Origin of the sequence: Sphingosinicella humi (assembly GCF_003129465.1) — a bacterium.
Lineage (GTDB): Bacteria > Pseudomonadota > Alphaproteobacteria > Sphingomonadales > Sphingomonadaceae > Allosphingosinicella > Allosphingosinicella humi.
In genome coordinates this window covers 2,182,573-2,201,382 of record NZ_QFFF01000001.1, presented here as the reverse complement: position 1 = coordinate 2,201,382, position 18,810 = coordinate 2,182,573, and the positions used below count along the sequence as shown (strand labels likewise).

At 64.0% G+C, this 18,810-nt stretch carries 23 protein-coding genes and 1 tRNA gene; 15 read left to right on the top strand and 9 right to left on the bottom strand.

The features are described 5' to 3' along the window. The first annotated feature begins 3 nt into the window (after window positions 1-3). The 5 genes from nrdR (at window position 4) to DF286_RS10920 (ending at window position 2,991) form a co-directional block, all read left to right on the top strand. On the top strand, window positions 4-465 hold the full coding sequence (gene nrdR, locus DF286_RS10935; protein WP_109271460.1) for a transcriptional regulator NrdR: 462 nt from the start codon (window positions 4-6) through the stop codon (window positions 463-465). 204 nt (window positions 466-669) lie between these two features. Then, window positions 670-1,797: a TrmJ/YjtD family RNA methyltransferase gene (locus DF286_RS10930; RefSeq protein WP_243444872.1), complete on the top strand. Its 1,128-nt coding sequence runs from the start codon at window positions 670-672 to the stop codon at window positions 1,795-1,797. Between the two features lie 90 nt (window positions 1,798-1,887). Continuing rightward, window positions 1,888-2,139, top strand: coding sequence for a hypothetical protein (locus DF286_RS14970; protein ID WP_146193604.1), 252 nt, complete (start codon window positions 1,888-1,890; stop codon window positions 2,137-2,139). A gap of 245 nt (window positions 2,140-2,384) precedes the next feature. Continuing rightward, window positions 2,385-2,660, top strand: a complete 276-nt coding sequence (locus tag DF286_RS10925) for a hypothetical protein (protein WP_109271459.1) — start codon at window positions 2,385-2,387, stop codon at window positions 2,658-2,660. 79 nt (window positions 2,661-2,739) lie between these two features. Then, window positions 2,740-2,991 (top strand): hypothetical protein, encoded by a 252-nt coding sequence (locus tag DF286_RS10920; RefSeq protein WP_109271458.1) that lies wholly within the window; start codon window positions 2,740-2,742, stop codon window positions 2,989-2,991. A gap of 50 nt (window positions 2,992-3,041) precedes the next feature. Here the strand turns inward: DF286_RS10920 and DF286_RS10915 are convergent, their stop codons facing one another. Continuing rightward, window positions 3,042-3,353 carry a chorismate mutase gene (locus tag DF286_RS10915; protein WP_109271457.1) on the bottom strand — a complete coding sequence of 104 codons (312 nt, stop codon included), beginning with the start codon at window positions 3,351-3,353 and terminating at the stop codon, window positions 3,042-3,044. A 175-nt stretch (window positions 3,354-3,528) separates the two neighbouring features. Between DF286_RS10915 and rpsD the strand changes: the two genes are divergently transcribed. Continuing rightward, entirely contained in the window at window positions 3,529-4,143 is a 615-nt protein-coding gene (gene rpsD, locus DF286_RS10910) for a 30S ribosomal protein S4 (RefSeq protein ID WP_109271456.1), read from the top strand. Window positions 4,144-4,194: 51 nt separating this feature from the next. Here rpsD and DF286_RS10905 read toward each other — a convergent pair whose 3' ends face one another. Continuing rightward, the gene (locus tag DF286_RS10905) at window positions 4,195-6,189 is read right to left on the bottom strand and encodes a S9 family peptidase (protein WP_109271455.1); all 1,995 of its coding nucleotides are present in this window, start codon (window positions 6,187-6,189) and stop codon (window positions 4,195-4,197) included. 144 nt (window positions 6,190-6,333) lie between these two features. Between DF286_RS10905 and DF286_RS10900 the strand changes: the two genes are divergently transcribed. The 3 genes from DF286_RS10900 (at window position 6,334) to aguB (ending at window position 10,021) form a co-directional block, all read left to right on the top strand. Then, window positions 6,334-8,025, top strand: a complete 1,692-nt coding sequence (locus DF286_RS10900; RefSeq protein WP_109271454.1) for a M28 family metallopeptidase — start codon at window positions 6,334-6,336, stop codon at window positions 8,023-8,025. A gap of 75 nt (window positions 8,026-8,100) precedes the next feature. Further along, complete coding sequence (locus tag DF286_RS10895; protein ID WP_109271453.1) at window positions 8,101-9,078, top strand: agmatine deiminase family protein; 978 nt, start codon at window positions 8,101-8,103, stop codon at window positions 9,076-9,078. Window positions 9,079-9,172: 94 nt separating this feature from the next. Then, window positions 9,173-10,021: an N-carbamoylputrescine amidase gene (aguB, locus tag DF286_RS10890; protein WP_109271452.1), complete on the top strand. Its 849-nt coding sequence runs from the start codon at window positions 9,173-9,175 to the stop codon at window positions 10,019-10,021. Between the two features lie 20 nt (window positions 10,022-10,041). Here the strand turns inward: aguB and DF286_RS10885 are convergent, their stop codons facing one another. Next, complete coding sequence (locus DF286_RS10885; RefSeq protein WP_109271451.1) at window positions 10,042-10,704, bottom strand: uracil-DNA glycosylase; 663 nt, start codon at window positions 10,702-10,704, stop codon at window positions 10,042-10,044. A gap of 112 nt (window positions 10,705-10,816) precedes the next feature. Here DF286_RS10885 and folK point away from each other — a divergent pair, with 112 nt between their 5' ends. The 3 genes from folK (at window position 10,817) to DF286_RS10870 (ending at window position 13,095) form a co-directional block, all read left to right on the top strand. After that, entirely contained in the window at window positions 10,817-11,308 is a 492-nt protein-coding gene (gene folK, locus DF286_RS10880; protein ID WP_109271450.1) for a 2-amino-4-hydroxy-6-hydroxymethyldihydropteridine diphosphokinase, read from the top strand. Window positions 11,309-11,324: 16 nt separating this feature from the next. Then, window positions 11,325-11,400: transfer RNA gene (locus tag DF286_RS10875), tRNA-Lys, on the top strand. Window positions 11,401-11,550: 150 nt separating this feature from the next. Then, a complete protein-coding gene (locus DF286_RS10870) occupies window positions 11,551-13,095 on the top strand; it encodes a TIR domain-containing protein (protein ID WP_109271449.1) in 1,545 nt (514 codons plus the stop codon). 34 nt (window positions 13,096-13,129) lie between these two features. Here DF286_RS10870 and DF286_RS10865 read toward each other — a convergent pair whose 3' ends face one another. Beyond that, on the bottom strand, window positions 13,130-13,564 hold the full coding sequence (locus tag DF286_RS10865; protein WP_243444801.1) for a very short patch repair endonuclease: 435 nt from the start codon (window positions 13,562-13,564) through the stop codon (window positions 13,130-13,132). On the opposite strand from DF286_RS10865, the gene DF286_RS10860 reads away from it, so the two are divergent. Continuing rightward, window positions 13,563-14,408 carry an HNH endonuclease gene (locus tag DF286_RS10860; protein WP_109271447.1) on the top strand — a complete coding sequence of 282 codons (846 nt, stop codon included), beginning with the start codon at window positions 13,563-13,565 and terminating at the stop codon, window positions 14,406-14,408. The genes DF286_RS10865 and DF286_RS10860 overlap by 2 nt on opposite strands. On the opposite strand, the gene DF286_RS10855 is transcribed toward DF286_RS10860, so the two are convergent. Continuing rightward, on the bottom strand, window positions 14,383-15,336 hold the full coding sequence (locus DF286_RS10855; RefSeq protein ID WP_109272149.1) for a DNA cytosine methyltransferase: 954 nt from the start codon (window positions 15,334-15,336) through the stop codon (window positions 14,383-14,385). The genes DF286_RS10860 and DF286_RS10855 overlap by 26 nt on opposite strands. 390 nt (window positions 15,337-15,726) lie before the next feature. Between DF286_RS10855 and DF286_RS10850 the strand changes: the two genes are divergently transcribed. Together DF286_RS10850 and DF286_RS15165 are read left to right on the top strand one after the other, a co-directional pair. Then, on the top strand, window positions 15,727-15,939 hold the full coding sequence (locus tag DF286_RS10850) for a hypothetical protein (RefSeq protein WP_146193603.1): 213 nt from the start codon (window positions 15,727-15,729) through the stop codon (window positions 15,937-15,939). A gap of 125 nt (window positions 15,940-16,064) precedes the next feature. After that, a complete protein-coding gene (locus DF286_RS15165) occupies window positions 16,065-16,220 on the top strand; it encodes a hypothetical protein (protein WP_158274667.1) in 156 nt (51 codons plus the stop codon). Between the two features lie 68 nt (window positions 16,221-16,288). Here DF286_RS15165 and DF286_RS10845 read toward each other — a convergent pair whose 3' ends face one another. From DF286_RS10845 to DF286_RS10830, 4 genes are all read right to left on the bottom strand, one after another. Beyond that, window positions 16,289-17,014: a hypothetical protein gene (locus DF286_RS10845; protein ID WP_109271445.1), complete on the bottom strand. Its 726-nt coding sequence runs from the start codon at window positions 17,012-17,014 to the stop codon at window positions 16,289-16,291. A gap of 69 nt (window positions 17,015-17,083) precedes the next feature. After that, window positions 17,084-17,305, bottom strand: a complete 222-nt coding sequence (locus tag DF286_RS10840; protein WP_146193602.1) for a hypothetical protein — start codon at window positions 17,303-17,305, stop codon at window positions 17,084-17,086. 58 nt (window positions 17,306-17,363) lie between these two features. Then, on the bottom strand, window positions 17,364-17,636 hold the full coding sequence (locus DF286_RS10835) for a hypothetical protein (RefSeq protein WP_109271443.1): 273 nt from the start codon (window positions 17,634-17,636) through the stop codon (window positions 17,364-17,366). A gap of 53 nt (window positions 17,637-17,689) precedes the next feature. Beyond that, window positions 17,690-18,517 (bottom strand): hypothetical protein, encoded by an 828-nt coding sequence (locus tag DF286_RS10830; RefSeq protein ID WP_146193601.1) that lies wholly within the window; start codon window positions 18,515-18,517, stop codon window positions 17,690-17,692. Window positions 18,518-18,810 lie beyond the last annotated feature (293 nt).

The following is an 18,810-nucleotide window of genomic DNA, read 5'->3' as shown; positions in this document are numbered from 1 at the left end:
GCATTGCGCTGCCCCTTTTGCGGACATGAGGATAGCCAGGTGAAGGACAGTCGTCCGACCGAGGACGGCGCGTCCATTCGCCGCCGCCGCCAGTGCGAGGATTGCGGCGCGCGCTTCACCACCTTCGAGCGCGTCCAGCTGCGCGAGCTGACGGTGGTGAAATCCGGAGGCGGCCGGGAGGCGTTCGATCGCGCGAAGCTCGAGCGTTCCGTCTCGACCGCGCTCCGCAAGCGCCCGGTCGCTCAGGAACGGATCGACAAGCTCCTTTCCTCCATCCAGCGCCAGCTCGAGACCAGCGGCGAGAGCGAGGTGGCCGCGACCACCATCGGCGAGATGGTGATGAACGGCCTCAAGGCGCTCGACCCCGTCGCCTACATACGCTTCGCCTCGGTCTACAAGGATTTCCGCGAAGCCAAGGACTTCGAGGACTTCGCGGGAACGGTGAAAGAGGCAGCCAAGGAATAGGAGCGTTCTTCGATTCCTTCGAGATGCCGCTTCGCCAGGCTCAGCGGCTCCTCAGGATGAGCGGGATCGAGTGATTCTTGTCTCCTCCCGTCCCCGCTCAGCCCCAATACTGTCCCGCCCCGTTCATCCTGAGCACTTGTCCCGCTCCGCTCATCCTGAGTAGGGACTGAGGGCGGCGAAAGCCCGTATCGAAGGACCCGGCTCATTCAAGATTTCTATGCCTACCTCCTGCGCTGCTCGGACGGCAGTTACTACGCAGGCCATACGGACAATCTCGACGAGCGCATGGCGCAGCATCAAACGGGCGCGATACCCGGCTACACGGAGAAGCGCCGCCCCGTCACCCTGGTCTGGTCTGAGCGCTTTCCGGATCGCGACGAGGCCTTCGCGGCGGAACGTCAGATCAAGGGCTGGAGCAGGGCCAAGAAGGAAGCGCTGATACGGGGCGATTGGGACGCGGTGCGCCACCTTGCGAAACGCGGGCCCGTCCTTCGAGATGCCGCTTCGCCAAGCTCAGCGGCTCCTCAGGATGAGCGGGGACACCAGCATACCGACAGACCTCAATTCCTTCCCGCTCATCCTGAGGAGGGACTGAGCCACGGCGAAGGCCCGTCTCGAAGGACACCCGCCATCGTCCTCGTCCGTCCCCAGCTCGGCGAGAATATCGGCAAGGCGGCGCGGGCAATGCTGAATTTCGGGCTCACCGACCTCCGCCTCGTCAACCCACGCGATGGCTGGCCCAATCCTTCCGCCGGTCCCGCCGCGTCGGGCGCCGATGCCGTGCTCGAGCAGGCGCGCGTGTTCGACAGCGTCGCCGAGGCGGTGGCGGACTGCCCGTTCGTCTACGCCACCACCGTCCGCAAGCGCGGCCTCGTCATCCCGGTCGTCACGCCCGAAGAGGCGGCGAGGGAGATAAGAACGAACGGTGGCCCGTCCGCCATCCTGTTCGGCGCCGAACGCTCCGGCCTGGAGACGGAGGAAGTGGCCGTCGCCCAGAAGATCGTCACCGTCCCGATCAATCCCGAGTTCCGTTCGCTGAATCTCGCCCAGGCGGTGATCCTCGTCGCCTATGAATGGTCGAAGCACGCCGCGCTGATGATGCCGACCGAAGGCGAGCCCGCGGAGCCCCGCGCCACGCAGGAGCAGCTGGAGGGGCTGATCGGCCAGATGGACGCCGCCTTGGAGGCGGCGGGCTATTACCACCCACCCGACCGAAAGCCCGCGACCAAGAAGACGATGCGCACCATTCTCACCAAGGCGGGATGGTCCAATCGAGAGATCCAGGCCCTGCGCGGCATGATCCGCGCGCTCGTCCATCCGCGCCCGCGGTGACAATTTTGGAATGATATGTTATGACCTACGTTACGAAACGATCGGAGCTACTCGATATCGATTGAGGTCACAGCGACAGGGAGAAACCTGATGAGGATCATCGCCGCAGTATTGTGTCTGACCCTAGTTCCAGCAGCCGGTGCCCTAGCGCAAAGAGCGAATCTATCCGAAGACATGGGCAATTCCGATCGCATAATCTGCAAGGAAATCACCAAACCCGGCAGCCGCATCGCCAAGTCCAGAAGCTGTCACACCGCTGGCGAGTGGGCCGACATTCGTCGTCAGCAAAGGGACAATACCAGCCGGATCCAGTCGGCCATTCCGCGCCCGGGCGGCGGGTAATCGGCGAGCACTGGCGACCAGACGCCGGGATTCGGCGCGTCGGCGCAACTCGGGTCTGCACCATATAAGTGAGGTTGGGCGGGCTTGATCGATCTTGGAAGAGTCCTCGTGCCAATGCACGAGCATCGCTGCAAGCCGAGGCGGTTCGCCGGTTTATACTTGCCTTGACGGTGCCTTTATGCTGACATTTGTTGTGCCTTGTGGTAAGGCTTAGTCTTCGGGATTTCGATACTAAGGTTGGCCGGATGAGAGGATTTATTATCGCGGCGCTTTCTCTTTCGCTGACGCCTGCCCCGGCCCTCGCGGAGAAGAAGGCGGATCAATCGGCCGACATGGGCGATTCCAGCCGCATCATCTGCGAAAAGGTCGAGATAATTGGTAGCCGTCTTGCCGTGAAGAAGACGTGCCACACGGCTGCCGAATGGGCCGACATTCGCCGCCAGCAGCGTATGCAGACCGATCGCATTCAAGGATTCAAGCCGTGCCAAGTGGGCGGCGGCGGCTTAGGCTGTGCACAGTGATGGCGACATAGCGCCATGGCTCCGGAGCGTGACGGAGAGATCACACATTTAGAACGACACAGATGTTAGGAAGACTTTGATGAAAAAGATAATTGCCGTCGCCGTGGCCCTGTCGCTGGTTCCGGTTGCCGCCCTGGCTTCCGAGAAGAAGGACAAGTCGGCCGACATGGGCGATTCAAGCCGCATCATCTGCGAGAAGGTCAAGTTGACCGGCAGCCGGCTCGCCGTGAAGAAGACCTGTCACACGGCCGCCGAGTGGGCCGATATCCGCCGGCAGCAGCGGGACAATACGACCCGCATTCAGTCGGCCGTCCCGCGGCCGGGCGAATAATCACCCTATCGCGAGGGCCAGGAACGCCGAGGTCAGCGCCTCGGCGGTCCTTATCCGCTGCGCTCGTCGAAGCGCTCAAACTCGTAGGCGATCGAGCTTTCCACGAGCGCGTCGTAGAGGAGCGCGATCCGGGCCGCCGGGCCGCCTTCGCGCGCGGCCGTCGCTTTCACCTTGGCGATCACCTCTGCCTTGCGCCGTTCGTCGCGCACCGCGTCCCGATCCGGCTTGATCCGCGCAGCCGCCTCCATATAGCGGAAACGCTCTGCGAGCCGCGCCGCGATCTCTTCGTCCAGCCGATCGACGCCGTGGCGGACTTCGGCCATGGTGGTGCAATCCGCGGGCTTCACTCTGTTCTCGGTCATGCCCGCTGTTTAGCGTCCTCAAACCGGCTGTCGAGGTTGACTTCTCCAGCGCGAGCGGCCAAGAGCCCGCCTTCGCAATTGGCTCCGCACCCCTGGTGAAGCGGATGCCGCGCCGGGCCCTCGGTCCGGTGGTGCGGTTCCAGGGAATCAGACGCAAGCAAATTGGAGTAATCTCATGTCGAAGCGCAGCAGCGCCAAATACAAGCTCGACCGCCGCATGGGCGAGAACGTCTTCGGTCGTCCGAAGTCGCCCGTCAACAAGCGTGAATATGGCCCCGGCCAGCACGGCCAGCGCCGCAAGGGCAAGATTTCCGACTTCGGCCTCCAGCTCCGCGCCAAGCAGAAGCTGAAGGGCTATTACGGCGACGTCACCGAGAAGCAGTTCAAGCGGACCTTCACCGAAGCCGCCCGCATGAAGGGCGACGCCTCGCAGAACCTGATCGGCCTCCTCGAGCGCCGCCTCGACATGATCGTCTATCGCGCCAAGTTCGCCCCGACGATCTGGGCCGCGCGCCAGATGGTCAGCCACGGCCACATCCGCGTCAACGGCGTGAAGTGCAACATCGCCTCGCGCCGCGTGAATGTCGGCGACGAGATCTCGCTCGGCTCCAAGGCGCAGGAAATGGCGCTGGTTATGGAAGCCCAGAGCCTCGCCGAGCGCGACATCCCCGACTATGTCGTCCCCGACGGCACCGCCAAGGTCACCTTCACCCGCGTCCCGACGCTGGACGAGGTTCCCTACCCGGTGAAGATGGAGCCGAACCTGGTCGTCGAGTTCTACTCGCGCTAAGCGGCGGCCATCACCAGGACATGCAAGGGGGGCTCTTCGCCCCCCCCTTTTTTATGGAGCCAACCGTTCCGACGATGCGAGGTTGTCGGAGAGGAACGCGCCGATCTTCGTCAGCATGTCGGTACGGGCGTCCGAGTCCACCAGACTGTGGGCCAGCCCCTCGTAGACGACGAGCCGGCTAGGCTTGCCTGCCGCCCGAAGCGCTTCGTCCATGGCGCGGGCCTGGGCGATGCCGACATTCGCGTCGCGATCACCGTGGAACATGAGCACCGGCGCCGAGATGCTGGCGACGTTGCGCAGCGGCGACCCTTCCGCGATATGCGGGCCGCTTCCGATATAATCCAGATTGATCCGGGCGTTGGTGTAGTCCTTTCGCTCGGTCTTGAGCATGCCGAGGTCCGTCACCGGCGCGATCGCGACCACGGCCTTGAAGAGGTCCGGCGCGATCACCGAGGATTGAAGCGCAGCATAGCCGCCATAAGACCAGCCCAGAATGGCAAGACGCTTGGGATCGGCGATCCCTTGGCTTACCAGCCATTTCCCGGCCGCCGTCACGTCGCCGATGGAGGTCCGCCACCCCTGGTAGCCGTTCTTGGCGAGCCATTCTTCGCCATAGCCGGCCGATCCCCGATAGTTGGGCTGTATAACGGCATAGCCGAGGCTGGCGAGATATTGCGACAGCCAGTCGAAGCCCCATTCGTCGCGGGCCTGGGGCCCGCCGTGGGGAAGCACGATCGCCGGCAGGTTTTTCGATCCTTCCTTGCCGGGCGGCAGCGTCAGATAGGCGGGAATGGAGACGCCATCGCCCGCCGGATAGGAAACCGGCCTGACGTCGGCGAGCTTCACATTTTCGAGCTGCGGACGAACCAGCATGATCTCGTTCAGGGTCCGCGCCGCCTTGTCGTAGACATAGTAACGGCCGGGATCGGAATCGCTGCCGGCATAGACGAGCAGGCGGTTCCCATCGGCGCTCGATCCGGGGAACTGGATCAACGGCAGGTTGGGAATGGCCTTGGAAAGCGACGCGGCGAGCGTCTTATATTCCTCGTCGAAATAGACGACCTGACGCAGCTCCTCGGCGAAGGTGACGCCGATGACCCGCTGTCCGTGCGCGGCGCGCACGACATTGTCCACGTCGACCCTGTCGTTGGCGTAGACCAGCTCGCTCGTCCCCGATCCGTCGAGCTTCACCCGATAAAGCGCATCGCGCCCATTGAGCTTCTTGAGCACATAGGCAGCGTCAAGATCGGCCTCGACCGCGATCGGCATGGCGCCCTCGCCGGTGAGCACATTGTAGGTGGAAAACTCCACCCAGTCCGAACGCCCGGTCGGCCGATAATGATAGCGAATCATGGGCGACAGCTGTCCCGTCGCCCCTTCCGCCCGCGCCGTCTCCATGATCCGCACATGGCCGCGCGCATCGGTGATGTAGCTGGCCGCATGCTCCGCAGCGGGCTCGATTACGGAGCGCTTCAGGCTTCTCGTGTCGATCCGCTCGACCGCCAGGCCCCGCTTGCTCCGGATCAGCCGCGTCCCGATCCTGCCGGCTTCGGGTATATATTCCCGGCTCATCAGCACGTCGCCGCCTTCGCCCGGCAACCAGTCCAGGATGGAGCCGTCGAACTGGCGCAGATAGGCGTCATATTCGGACCGGCGCTCGCCCAGCTCTTTGGGATCGCTGCCGTCGGTGTCGATCGCGAGCAGCCGGGTTTGGCCGACTAGCGTGCCGTAGAAGTCGGTGAGCGCGTTGATCCTGCAGATCAGTCGATCGTCGGTGACGAAACTGCACCATGACAGGTTCTGCGGATTGGCATCGGAGGCCATGACCGGCTGCGGCGCGCCCCCGTCCAGCGACGCGACATAAGCCACCGTCTGCCGGCCAGGTCCGGGCGCGACATAAACGACCTTCGTTCCGTCCGGCGAAATGTCGATCGCCTGGACACTCTCCCTCTGGCCGAACATGGTCGCCTTGGAATCGACGGACTGGGCCTGGACCGGCGCCGCGGCAAGCGTGACGGCGCCGAAAGCGAGCAAAGACTTCAACATGTTAACCCCCCTGTACCCCGAGCCGGAATAGATCAGGCAGCGGGCAAATTCGCAAGGGACAAAAACCTCCTGAACCTTGCGCGGGGCCCGGCCCCTTGCCTATAGCGGCCCCTCGTTCCACCACCGCCGACGAGGAGATTTGGCATGCGCTTAGGGTTGATTCCGGCTGCACTGGTCGCTGCCTCGATCGGAGCCTGTGCTCCAGTGGACACGCCCCCGGCCCCGGCGGCCGCGCCTCAGGCCGTGAGCGCGCCGCCAGCAGCGCAGCCGGAGATCTCGCTGGAGACGCTGAAGACGGTAACGCAGACTCTCTCGTCCGACGAGTTCCAGGGCCGCGCCCCCGGCACGCCTGGCGGCGAGAAGACGGTCAGCTATCTCGCCCAGCAGTTCGACAAGGCGGGGCTGCAGCCCGGCAACAATGGCAGCTGGTATCAGGAAGTGCCGCTCGTCCAGGTCTCGCTGGAGGGCGATCCCGACCTCAGCTTCACCGGCGGCAAGCAGCCTCTCTCCTTCGACTATAAGGAAGACATGGTCGCGGTCAGCTACCGCTTCACGCCGCATACCGAGGTCAAGAATTCCGACGTCGTCTTCGTCGGCTACGGCATCAACGCGCCCGAGCGCGGCTGGAACGACTATGCCGGGCTCGACGTCAAGGGCAAGACGGTCATCATCCTGGTCAACGATCCGGATTATGAGACCCAGGGGCTCGAGGGTCCGTTCGAGGGTCGCGCCATGACCTATTATGGCCGCTGGACCTACAAGTTCGAGGAGGCCGCGCGCCAGGGCGCCGCCGCCGCCTTCATCGTCCACGAGACCGAGCCCGCCGCCTATGGCTGGAACGTCGTGCGCAGCAGCTGGACGGGGCCGCAGCTCTACACCGACGCTCCCGCCAACAACATGGACGAGACCGTCGTCAACGGCTGGCTGACAAACGAGGCGGCCCAGCAGGTCATGGCCGCGGCCGGGAAGGACCTCGCCACCCTCACCGCCGCCGCCAAGCAGAAGGGCTTCAAGGCCGTTCCCCTGGGCCTGAAGGCGAACATCGCCTTCGACAACAAGATCGAGCGGCAGGCGTCCCGCAACGTCATCGGCATCCTGCCCGGAAGCGAGCGGCCCGATGAATATGTGATCTACACCGCGCATTGGGACCATCTCGGCATCTGCGAGCCGGTCGACGGCGACAATATCTGCAATGGCGCCGTCGACAATGCGAGCGGCACCGCGGGGCTCGTCGCCCTCGCCGAGGCTTTCGCCAAGGCCGGCGCGCCCGATCGCTCAATCATCTTCCTCGCCGTCACCGCCGAGGAATCCGGCCTGCTCGGCTCGGCCTATTACGGCGCCAACCCGGTCTACCCGCTCAATCAGACGGTGGGAGGCATCAACATAGACGGCCTCAACCTCGTCGGGGAGACTCGCGACATGGTCGTGGTCGGCCGCGGCAAGTCGGAGCTTGAGGATTATCTCGAGCGTGCCCTTGGCCAGCACGGCGTCGCGCTGAAGCCGGAATCGACGCCGGAGGCGGGTTCCTATTACCGCTCCGACCATTTCAGCCTCGCCAAATATGGCGTGCCGATGCTCTATGCCGAGAGCGGCGATGACCTTGTCAACGGCGGCATCGCCGCTGGCCGCGCCGCGGCCGAGGATTATCGCGCCAACCGCTACCACGGGCCCGCGGACGAGTATGATCCCAATTGGGACTGGTCGGGCGCGCTCCGCGATCTGGAAATCTACTATCAGGTCGGGCGCGAGCTGGCCGATACGAACGAATGGCCGAACTGGTATCCGACGGCCGAATTCCGCGCCATCCGCGACAAATCGCGGGCCGGCGCGGAATAGCCGGTCTTGAAAGACTGCTCGCTCATCCTGAGTTGAGCCTTTTCAACGGCTACTCAGGATGAGCGGATCACGACAATGACATTTCGCCAACCGCCCGAATGGGCTCCCCACCAGTTCGTCTGGATCGGCTTTCCGAGCCACGCCGATCTGTGGGAGGACGATCTCGAACCCGCCCGCGCCGAAGTGGTGGCCTTCGCCCAGGCCGTCCATGCGGGGGGCAAGGGCGAGCAGGTGCGCCTGGTCGCGGCCGATCCGGAATCGGTCGAACGCGCTCGCGAGCTGGCGGGACCCGACATCGAAGTCGTCCAGGAGATTTTCGGCGATATCTGGCTGCGCGACACGGCACCGCTGATCCTCAAGAGCAGCGGCCAGCGGGCGGCGGCGGACTTCGCCTTCAACGGCTGGGGCGGCAAATATGAGCTGGAAGGCGACGACACGATCGGCCTCCGTCTCGCCGAGACCATCGATCTTAAGGCCGACCGTCACGACTGGATATTGGAGGGCGGCGCGATCGACGTCGACGGCACTGGCCTCGCCGTCACGACCGAGCAGTGTCTCCTCAATCCGAACCGCAATCCCGGCATGAGCCGCGACGAGGTCGAGGCGCGGCTGAAGCGCGACCTCGGCCTCGATCGCATCCTCTGGCTCGGCGACGGTCTCCTCAACGACCACACCGACGGCCATGTCGACAATCTCGCCCGCTTCGTCGGCGAGAATCGCCTCGCCATTCCCGTCCCCGCGGGCGACGACCCCAATGCCGCCGTCTATGAGGACGCGAAGGCACGCGCCAAGGCCTTTGGCGTCGAAGTCGTCCCGATCCCCTCCCCCGGCCGCGTCCTCCGCGATGGCGAAATCATCCCCGCCTCCTATATGAACTTCTACATCGGCAATGCGGCCGTCGTCGTCCCGCTCTATGGCGCGCCCAACGACGCCGCCGCTGTGGAGGCGATCGCCGCCCTCTTCCCCGGACGCGAGACGGTCGGTTTCAGGGCCGACCATGTGCTGACGGGCGGCGGCAGCTTCCACTGCATCAGCCAGCAGGGGCCGGTATAGGGGATTTGGTTCGTCCCGAGCGTAGGCGAGGGGCGGAATGTGATGAGTCCGGGCAGCGCCCTCGACTGCGCTCGGGACGAACGAGGATGAAGAGATGTCTGAGCTTACCGTCGCCGCCCTCCAGCTCGCCTTCACCGACAGCGTCGAGGAGAATATCGCCGCGGTCGGCGAGCTTGTGCGCGAGGCAGCGGCCAAGGGCGCGAAGGTGATCCTGCCGCCCGAGCTGTTCGAAGGCCATTATTTCTGCCGCACCCAGGATGAAGGGCATTTCGCCCGCGCCCTTCCGGTGGGCGAGCATCCGGCCGTGCTCGCCATGCAGGCGCTGGCGCAGGAGCTCGGCGTCTATATCCCGACCAGCTTCTTCGAGGCGGAGGGCCATCATCATTACAACAGCCTCGCCATGATCGACGATCAGGGCGCGGTGATGGGCGTCTATCGCAAGAGCCACATCCCCGACGGACCCGGCTATTCGGAGAAATTCTATTTCCGCCCCGGCAATACCGGCTTCAAGGTGTGGAAGACGCCGCTCGGCACGCTCGGCCCCGCCGTCTGCTGGGACCAATGGTATCCCGAAACGGCTCGCACCCTGATGCTGATGGGCGCCGAGATCCTGCTCTACCCGACCGCCATCGGCACCGAGCCGCACGATCCCGATCTCGACACCAGCCGCCTCTGGCGTCGCGCGATGATCGGACACGCCGTGTCGAACGTCGTCCCCGTCGTCGCCGCCAACCGCATCGGAACCGAGGGGGGCCAGCGCTTCTACGGCCACAGCTTCATCTGCGACGAGCGCGGCGACATCCTGGCCGAGTTCGGAGCGACCGAGACCGGGGTCCTTACCGCCACGCTCGACCTTGACCAGGTCAAGCGCCACCGCGCCGCCTTCGGCTTCTTCCGCGACCGCAGGCCGGAGCTCTATGAGCGGCTGACCCAGGACATTTGAACGAAGGTTCCGTTCGAGGCTTAGGATTTGCCTTTAACCTCCAGTGCCCGGGCGAACACCGCTTCGAACATCTCCGCCGTCAGCCGGCCGGTATTCTGGTTGTAGCGGGAGCAGTGATAGCTATCGATCAGGACGCGGCCATCGGGGAGCACATGCTCGGCCAGATGTCCGAACTTGTAGCGCGCCGGAACGCCGCCGCACGTCCGCACGGCCGCGCCGTGGGCGATCTGGCCGAGGGCGACCAGCACGCGCGCGCTGGGCAGCGCGGCCACGGACAGGCTGAGGAAACTGCGGCAGGTCTCGATCTCGCTCGGCAGCGGCTTGTTTTGCGGCGGCAGGCATTTGACCGAGTTGATGATCGCACAGCCGGTGAGGCGGAGGCTGTCGTCCACCCGCTCCTCATAGACGCCCTCGGCCAAACCGAACTTCTTCAGCGTGTCGTAGAGCAGCACGCCCGCATAGTCGCCGGTGAAGGGCCGGCCGGTTCGGTTCGCCCCATGCTTGCCGGGGGCGAGGCCGACGATCCCAAGCCACGCATCGGGATCGCCGAAGGCCTGAACCGGCGCGTTCCACCAGTCGGGATGTTCGGCTCTCAACTCCTCACGAAAGGCAACGAGACGCGGGCACAGCGGGCAATCGTGCGGCGGCTCGGCCTCAGGGACTGGGGAACTGGCGGGAAGCATGGGGACCGTCTAGAGCGCTTTCCGCAAAAGTGGGAACCGGTTTTGCGGCCAGAAAGCGCTTCCATCAACAATCTGGACCATTTCCCAAGGGAAATGGTCTAGGGCGCGCTTCATGGTCCTGACAAGCTACGCCATCGCGCTCGGGTCGAACCGTCGCAGCCGTCACGGTGCCCCGGCCGACACGGTTCGCGCCGCGGCGGAGACGCTGGGCGTCCAGCTCTTGTCCTCGATCCGCGCCACGCCCGCCCTCGGTCCGGCCGGGCGCGGCTTCGCCAATGCCGCCGCCATCGTCGCGACGGATCTGGAGCCGTCCGACCTGCTGGCGGAGCTGAAGTCGATCGAACGCGCGTTCGGCCGGCGCGGCGGTCGGCGCTGGGGCCCGCGCGTGCTCGACCTCGACATAGTGCTATGGTCCGGCGGCCCCTACGAGGGCGAGGGACTGGTCATCCCCCACCCCTCCTTCCGCGACCGCCTCTTCGTGCTGGAGCCGCTTTCCGAGATCGCCGCCGATTGGCGCGACCCCGTCACCGGCGCCACCGTCCGCCAACTCCTTCATCGCCTCCGCCGCCGGAACCCGGTTGACCCTCGCCCCGGCGGTACTTAGGGGAAGCACCCGGAAAGGGCCGTTAGCTCAGTCGGTAGAGCAACTGACTTTTAATCAGTAGGTCGCTGGTTCGAATCCAGCACGGCTCACCACTTTTTCCTTCTTTTTTAACTGCTTAGGCGTTGAACTCTACAACGCAACGGACCCGCCGCGCGTTCGGGCACCGAATAGACACCGAAGCGAGCGGCCTTGTCCCTGCCGACTCTCCCGCTACATTGACCCGCGGGATTAGGGGGGAATGCATGCCTGAGCCGAAGGTAGAGGAAGTTTTCAAGCGGTCGGGCATCCCGACGTTCACCTTCGTGGAGCCGCGCGAATATGACCACTTACGGGTTGCAATTCGTACGCCTGGCCGCGGAGTGGTCGTTGAGGGCCCCTCTGGCATTGGAAAGACCACGGCAGTCCTTTCGGTTATCGAGCAGATCGGGCTGCAAGGAAAGGCTCAAAAGCTCAGCGCTCGTAGGCGGGAGGATCGTGATGTCATCTCCCTCATTCCCGAGGTTAAGGGCGCTGGCCTCGTAGTCATCGATGACTTCCACCGACTTGAGGACGGTGTAAAACACGCGATCGCGGACTTTATGAAGGATCTCGCCGATCGCGAGGACGACTCCACCAAAATCGTTCTCATCGGCATCAATAAGGCCGGAAACTCTCTCGTCCACTTCGCTCCCGACCTGAACAATCGAATTGACACTATTCGATTCGAAGTGAACTCGAACGAGAAGGTGTGCGAACTGATCGCTAAAGGGGAACAGGCCCTCAATGTCCGCATTGCCGCGAAAGAGGAGATTGCAGCAGATGCAGCGGGCAGCTTCCATCTCGCGCAACTTTTGTGCCATGATATCTGCCTGCTGGCGGGCGTCACCGAGCGGTCGGATGCGGGCTCCGAAATCAGCAACAGCCTGGAGGCTGTGAAGGGTCGCGTTCTCGACGAGTTGGCGCGAACTTTCTCTAATAGAGCAATGAAATTCGCAAGGGGCCGCCGATTCCGACGCGTCGGTCGAGCGCCCTATCTGCTGTTGCTTAAATGGCTTTCAGACAGCGATGAGGGTGCGTTGTCGATTGACCAGGCACTGATGGCGCACTCAGAAAGCCGGGGCAGCGTTGGTCAGATTGTAGACAAGGGGTGGTTGTCAGACTTCTTGCGCGAAGAAGAAGATCTCCAAGAACTGCTACACTTCGATAGTTACACTCGGCAACTGGCCATCGAAGATCCGAAATTCATCTATTTCATCAGAAACATTCTATGGAGCAAATTTGTAAAAGAGGCTGGATTTCTAACCATTGAATTCCGCTCGCGGTACGATTTTGCTTTTAGCTTTGCCGGTGAAGATCGCTCGATCGTAGAGAAGTTGCGAGACATCCTGCAAGAAAATGAGGTCGAGGTTTTCTACGACAAGGATGAGCAGCACCGAATTCTGGCGTCAGATGTTGAGGATTACTTGGCACCGATTTACCGGAGTGAAGCTCGGTTCGTCGTCGCTTTCTTGAGCAATCATTACCCGAAGAAAATCTGGACCAAGTTCGAGTCGCAGCAGTTCAAGGAGCGATTTGGCGAGGGTTCTATAATCCCTATCTGGTTCTCTGACGCAACGCCAGGAATGTTCGATGAAAGCACGCGGTATGGCGGCCTTGGGCTCGACGTGGAAGGTGACTTCGAAGAACAGGCCAATGTCATAGCCAGCGTGCTATTGTTGAAGCTTGCCGAGGAAAGACAGGCCGAAGAGGCTGCGGAGAAGGAGGCAGAGGAGCCCGCGGTTGACGAGACAGCTGCGGTCGGCAAGTAATCGCTCACTGAGCAGCCTGAGAAGCGCTGGACTGTCATGTCGGCTTTGAGGCGGCGCGCATTGGTAGCGCGTGGCATTTTGGCCCAGGTGTATCGAGAAATCTGCGCAACCTCTCCAGCAATCCTACGGCTCCGGTCTTTTCGGTTTCGCACTCCCATACTGTCATGACATCCCAGCCCATCGCCCTAAGCGCGTCCTCATTTTGGCGATCGCGCTCCACGTTTCGGTGGAGCTTCTGGTGCCAGTAGCCGGTGTTCGACTTGGGCCTCCGGCCATCGAGGCAGGTTGTGTCCTCATGCTGATGCCAAAAGCACCCATGGACAAAGATCACCTTGCGCCGCGGCCCAAACACCAGGTCCGGCTTGCCCGGCAGGTCCTTCCTTTGAAGTCGATAGCGGTAACCCGCGGCGTGCAGCAGGCGCCGCACGACCATCTCGGGCCGAGTGTTCCGGGAACGTATCCGACTCATGTTGACCGAGCGCCGGTCCACTGTCAGCCTATCAACCATGTCATCCAAGCCATTGAACAAGGAGGGAACCGCCGCAGGTCGTGAGGTGCTCGAACTCCTAAAGAAGCACCCTAGCGGCCTCACGGCCCCGGAAATTCGCGCGCAGGTCGGCGGGGCCGGCGACCAGGAGCAGCTAATGAGGCGGTTGCGGCACCTGAGAAAACATTACGACATTCCCTATAGCAAGGAAGATGGGCGCTGGGCCTATCGCTACAAGGGCGAGAAGCAGAACGTTCAAACTGACTCCGGCGCTATCTCAGGCAAGCAGCGCGCGCGGATACTGAACCTAGCCAAGGGTCGATGCCAGATGTGCGGCCTATCCATCGAACGCGATGGGATAAGGCTGCAGGTCGATCATAAGGTGCCCCAGACCTGGGGCGGGCTGACAGTTGACGAGAACCTCTGGGCAATCTGCGTGCAGTGCAACCACGGCAAGCGGGACTTCTTTAAGTCATTCGACCCGACCGAGATGGCCGAGTTGATAGCCATCGAGTCAGTCCATGAAAGGATTGCCCGCTTTCTCAAGATGCATCAGGGCGTGGCCGTAGACTCCCACCTCATCGAGGACATCGCGAATGTCCACGAGAGGCAGGAGGATTGGCAGAAGCGCCTTCGAGAATTGCGCTATCCCGTGATCGGCATGGAGATTGAGACCGGGCGCTATAAGACGCCCGAGGGATTCATCCGGAGCACCTACAAACTCACAAAGTGGGTCGATCTACCGCCCAATCATCAGCAGCTCATCAGGGCGTGGGACGACAAAAAGAAGCGATCCGCACTCAAGCAGCAGCTAGGGATCGCCTGACGCTGATTGCCTTCTTCAATTGGGCTGCAACTGCGGCGGCCACCGGCGGCGGGAAAGCGTTGCCAACCTGGCGGTAGGCTGCGGTCTTTCGACCGGAGATTTTCCACTCTGGGGGGAAGCCCTGCAGCAGCGCCACCATGGGTACGGTCAGCCGCGGCATCCCGACAAAGTCCGGTTCGGGCGGAGCGTCGGCAACCGTGTGCCCATTCACGCCGAGCGACGCCCAGGCTTTCTTTGCGCGCGTCGGCCCCAGGTCCGGCCCTCCGTGCTTCTTCGAACCCCCGACGATCGTCGGTGCGATGTCGTTAGCGCGGGCCATCCACTGCTTGGCACCATGCCAGCCGTTCGCAGACATCATATCGACCAGCGTCTGTCCCACTGTCTTGGGGTTGACCCGCTCGACTGTGGGCCATTCGAAATCCGACCAGAAGCTGGCCTGCGTGGCCACGATGACGACGCGGGGCCTGAGCTGGGGAACACCAAAGTCGGAGGCGTTGAGCAACCGCCAGTCCGCTTCGTATCCAAGTTTCTTAAGCTGCTTCTTCAGCCCCAGCCTGTAATCTTCGAAAACCGCGTCCAGGAAACCGCGGACATTCTCGATCATAACTGCTTTCGGCCGGACAGCATCGATGATGTCGAGCGCATCCGGAAAGAGATTTCGCTCATCCAGTGCGCCGAGCTGCTTGCCCGCTACGGAGAACGGCGGACAGGGCAATCCGCCAGCGACGAGCTCCACGCCGGCATAGTCGCTCGCACGCTCCTTGAAGATGCGGAGGTCGTCCTCAATCACATTCCAAGACGGTCGATTTAGGCGCAGCGTGTCGCAGCAGTGCCGGTCGATCTCGACCAGGGCCTCGTGCTCGAAACCGGCCGTCTCAAGTCCGATGGCTTGCCCGCCCGCACCCGCGCAAAGTTCGATCGAATGCATGACGGCACCCCTTTTTGTCACCTCACTGTTCACGATGCGTTCTATGCCCAGAACGCGCCGGACCTTCAACCCCAGTAAAATAGATGCGAGCCGATTCCGTAAAGCGCCTTTGGCGCCGCTAGGCGAAAAGGTTGGGGATAAGCCTAGTTTTGGAGGAGATCGCACGGATGAACGCCAAGGCGCCGGCCGACGTACGTTCGTGCCTACGATCCCTATCTGACCGAGGCGTGTCTGACTTCAAGCCTGTACAGCGGTCCCTAGCCCGCATCCTCTCGCGGCAGCGAACACCCGCAACGAGAGGAGAACGCAATGACTACCGAGGTGCACGTCCCCGCCCCTAGGCGATCCATTCGCTTTGAAGTCCATCGGGAGCGTCGTGGCGAAGGCCCCGTGGTCCAGGAACACTACGGGCTGGACAGGGCCAGGCTTCAGGCCCTCGGCTTCGCCCTCGATGGGCCAGACCCCACATTCACCGGCCGGGTGCGGGTCGTCCAGGTCATCAAGAACGGCGACAAGCGCTGCGCAGAGCTGGAGCTGGACGTGCTCGACGAACGAGTGGCCTTCCTGGTGCTCAACCAGATCAAGCTGCCCCGCGCGGCTTAGGGTCCGGAGAATGGATTGGTCGCCGCATGAAACCGGCATCCGATGGCAGGTAGCACTCGCTGCCTAGTGGCCTCTGCCGCTCGTAGAGGTGAGCTGGTAAGGTGAATCAGATTAGGAGTCTCGGCATGTCAGTTCGAACACCGCCTAACGAAGGCCAAGCACACGAGCCCGTCGATCTCGATGCGCTCACTCAGCGAGCGGAGGCGAAGATCCGCAAGCTGCGCGGGGATAACCCCGGCGCCACCACAGCGGAGATACTGAAGCTGGCCTTCCCCAAGTAGGGACTCACCTACCTCGCGGGAGCCGTCCAGCCTTCCCTGGACGCCTTCGGTGTAGCGTGCCTGGCTGGCTAGTCCTGCGTCATGTCGGGGCTCTCAGGGAGCTCCGTGGCCGTCGTGGGCGCCTGTTGTGCACTCGGGTCGATGCCGCACTCGGCCAAAGCCTTCCGGAACGACGCGTCCAGCGGGAACGGCCTCTGCTCGTCGTCGGTGAGCTGGCCCACGCGGTAGGTCTCGCCGCTCGGCAGGCCATAGGCCGGAGCCGCGGTCGCCTGCCGGTAGATGAGCCCCTTCCCGGCGAGCATCTCGGCGAGCATCTCCCTCGCCTTCTCGCCACTGGCGACCGTGCTCGTGGCGGTCATGGAGGCAGCGAGGTTGGCCGTCTTGGCCATCGCGTCGGCCACGGCCCTGTCGGCCTGCTCGTTGCCGGTCTTGAACGGCTCCAGGGCGAGCGACGACCCGGTGACCGGATTGTCGGCCGCCTTCAGCTCGCGGTGCGGCTGCTGGTCGACCCGCCAGAGGATGTCACCGGTCGGGACGCGAAACCGCCCTCCCGAGCTCACACCGACCAGGAGGCCGAGCGAGGCATTGTTCTCGACGACCGGGTAGAGGTATCCCATGCGGGAGAACTCCATCTTGCCGACCCGGTCGTAGGCGGCGACCACGCAGCTCGACGCGCCCGTGATGGGGTCGGAGACGCGCGTGGTGGTCCAGGTCTCCTTGGGCTTTCGGGCCTCGGCGGGCGCTGCGGTGCACAGCGCGCTCGCCGCAAGTATCCCGTAGATCAGTCTCGTCATTTCTATCCCCTCCCCGAATTGACGTTGAGCCCTGATCCTAGTCGATCAGGGCTCATTGTCAGCGCCCGATCACTCGGGCCACTGGTCGTCCTCCGGCCAGTGCTCGTGGCGGACCCACCGGTCCTGGAGTTCCGGCGCGTAGAACTCGATCGCGACCTTCTCCAGCCGATAGCCGTGGGCCTTGAGGTCGCGGATGCAGTGCTCCTCGATCTCAGGCGTGAACTGGTCGGGGTCGCCGCCCATGAAGATGAAGAGCTCCATGGGCGTGACGACCGGCTCGCCTGCGAGCATGGCGCGCGTCGCCGCGTGCCGTGCGTCCCAGGTCAGGTGGACCTTGCAGCCGTCCACCTCAGTTCCCCGGAAGGGAGTCGCCGCCGCGCGTGCGGCCGGGCCAGACTGACTGGCCGCGCGAGCCGACCGGGCCGAAGCCCTCGACGACGAAGGCCGGGACGGAGTCGCCCAGCTCGACCGCCGCGAACGCCTCAAGGGCGCCGGGCTGGCGGATCAGGGCCTCAGCGACCGCTCGGGCGGCGGCCTCGGTGGCGCCCGCGGCTACCAGGGTGTTGCGCCCGTCGGCGCGGCGCTTGTGGGGCTCGTCGGCGTAGAAAACGAATGTGGCCATGGTCAATTTCCTTGCATTGGGACTGGCTTGATGGGTCTGTATGGCGCCACGGCTCAGGCCGCGGCGGATGCCTTCTCGCGGCGGGCACGAAGGCCGGCCGCGATGCGGTCGTTGGGCTCGTCCGAGTCGGTCTCTTCCGCCTCGTTCCCTTCGTCCTCATCGTCGGCGTCGAAGCCGTAGGCGCCGATCTCCTGCTCCCGCTTCCTCAGCATCGCGATCTGGAGCGACCGCTGCGGGTGGGGCCTGCCGGTCTCGAACTCGGTGTCGGCGTTGAGGCCCTCCAGGACCCGCCGCTCTGCCTCGACGAGCGCCTGGCTCAGCTCCCTGTGGAGCTCGCCGAACATCACGCCAGCGAGTTCGGCGGCTGAGAACGGCCGCTCGGCGCGCGGCAGGTCGGCCACTCGGCTGCACAGTGCGGCGGCGAGGTCCTTGTCCTGAGTGGCGGCGGCATACTCGGCCAGGCTGGCGAGTTCGACCGGGCCGGAGCTGGCGATCTGCTGGATGAGGCGGCTGCGCCGCTCGGAGCCGAGCGTCTCGCGCATGAGCATCTGGACCGGGCTCTTGTAGTGGACCGCCGCGGCCTTCAGCCGCCCGGCGAGCTCCGCCAGCTCGCGGGTGTGGGCCAGGCGGGCGTCGGCGCTCTCGCGGACGAGTTCGCTCCGGAAGCCGCTGACAGCCTTGCCGACGACGGAGGGGCGGTCCTTCGCGTCGAGGCCCTTGAGCGAGCGCGAGACGCTGTCGGCGTGCTGATGGAGCCTGTGGCCCAGGTTGCGGAGCAGGCTGTCGTGGGCGTTGCGGTTCGCGTGGATGCGGGTGAGGGTGGACCGGATGTCGGTCGGGCTCAGCCAATGGGCGCCGAGCTTGGCCTGGGGTGCGGGCATGGTCATTTTCTCCTTGAAGGCTCTCGCATCTCGCTCGGGGCTTCAGGGCTCGACCATGCCCGGGTCGCAGCCCAGGATTTTGCCCGCCATCGCGGACTGGCCGAGGCGCAACTGCCTCGAACTCGACACGGGTGGAGAGATGCGCCGCGGCGGCGGCGATCTGGACCAACATTGCCTCCGGGTGGCCCCGATCGGCCTTTGCCGGTGCTCGGGGCGGTGCCTGGGCGCACGGACGGCGCCCAGGCCGTTGGTCCGCAAGGCGATCGGAGGGACCGGCCCTCCGATCGTCGCTC

Coding starts and splice junctions, on each gene's coding strand:
- DF286_RS14970 (WP_146193604.1), top strand. CDS start 1,888: ATGAGGATCATCGCCGCAGTATTGTGTCTGACCCTAGTTCCAGCAGCC.
- DF286_RS10925 (WP_109271459.1), top strand. CDS start 2,385: ATGAGAGGATTTATTATCGCGGCGCTTTCTCTTTCGCTGACGCCTGCC.
- DF286_RS10920 (WP_109271458.1), top strand. CDS start 2,740: ATGAAAAAGATAATTGCCGTCGCCGTGGCCCTGTCGCTGGTTCCGGTT.
- DF286_RS10915 (WP_109271457.1), bottom strand. CDS start 3,353: ATGACCGAGAACAGAGTGAAGCCCGCGGATTGCACCACCATGGCCGAA.
- rpsD (WP_109271456.1), top strand. CDS start 3,529: ATGTCGAAGCGCAGCAGCGCCAAATACAAGCTCGACCGCCGCATGGGC.
- DF286_RS10905 (WP_109271455.1), bottom strand. CDS start 6,189: ATGTTGAAGTCTTTGCTCGCTTTCGGCGCCGTCACGCTTGCCGCGGCG.
- DF286_RS10900 (WP_109271454.1), top strand. CDS start 6,334: ATGCGCTTAGGGTTGATTCCGGCTGCACTGGTCGCTGCCTCGATCGGA.
- DF286_RS10895 (WP_109271453.1), top strand. CDS start 8,101: ATGACATTTCGCCAACCGCCCGAATGGGCTCCCCACCAGTTCGTCTGG.
- aguB (WP_109271452.1), top strand. CDS start 9,173: ATGTCTGAGCTTACCGTCGCCGCCCTCCAGCTCGCCTTCACCGACAGC.
- DF286_RS10885 (WP_109271451.1), bottom strand. CDS start 10,704: ATGCTTCCCGCCAGTTCCCCAGTCCCTGAGGCCGAGCCGCCGCACGAT.
- folK (WP_109271450.1), top strand. CDS start 10,817: ATGGTCCTGACAAGCTACGCCATCGCGCTCGGGTCGAACCGTCGCAGC.
- DF286_RS10870 (WP_109271449.1), top strand. CDS start 11,551: ATGCCTGAGCCGAAGGTAGAGGAAGTTTTCAAGCGGTCGGGCATCCCG.
- DF286_RS10860 (WP_109271447.1), top strand. CDS start 13,563: ATGTTGACCGAGCGCCGGTCCACTGTCAGCCTATCAACCATGTCATCC.
- DF286_RS10865 (WP_243444801.1), bottom strand. CDS start 13,564: ATGAGTCGGATACGTTCCCGGAACACTCGGCCCGAGATGGTCGTGCGG.
- DF286_RS10855 (WP_109272149.1), bottom strand. CDS start 15,336: ATGCATTCGATCGAACTTTGCGCGGGTGCGGGCGGGCAAGCCATCGGA.
- DF286_RS15165 (WP_158274667.1), top strand. CDS start 16,065: ATGTCAGTTCGAACACCGCCTAACGAAGGCCAAGCACACGAGCCCGTC.
- DF286_RS10845 (WP_109271445.1), bottom strand. CDS start 17,014: ATGACGAGACTGATCTACGGGATACTTGCGGCGAGCGCGCTGTGCACC.
- DF286_RS10840 (WP_146193602.1), bottom strand. CDS start 17,305: ATGCTCGCAGGCGAGCCGGTCGTCACGCCCATGGAGCTCTTCATCTTC.
- DF286_RS10835 (WP_109271443.1), bottom strand. CDS start 17,636: ATGGCCACATTCGTTTTCTACGCCGACGAGCCCCACAAGCGCCGCGCC.
- DF286_RS10830 (WP_146193601.1), bottom strand. CDS start 18,517: ATGCCCGCACCCCAGGCCAAGCTCGGCGCCCATTGGCTGAGCCCGACC.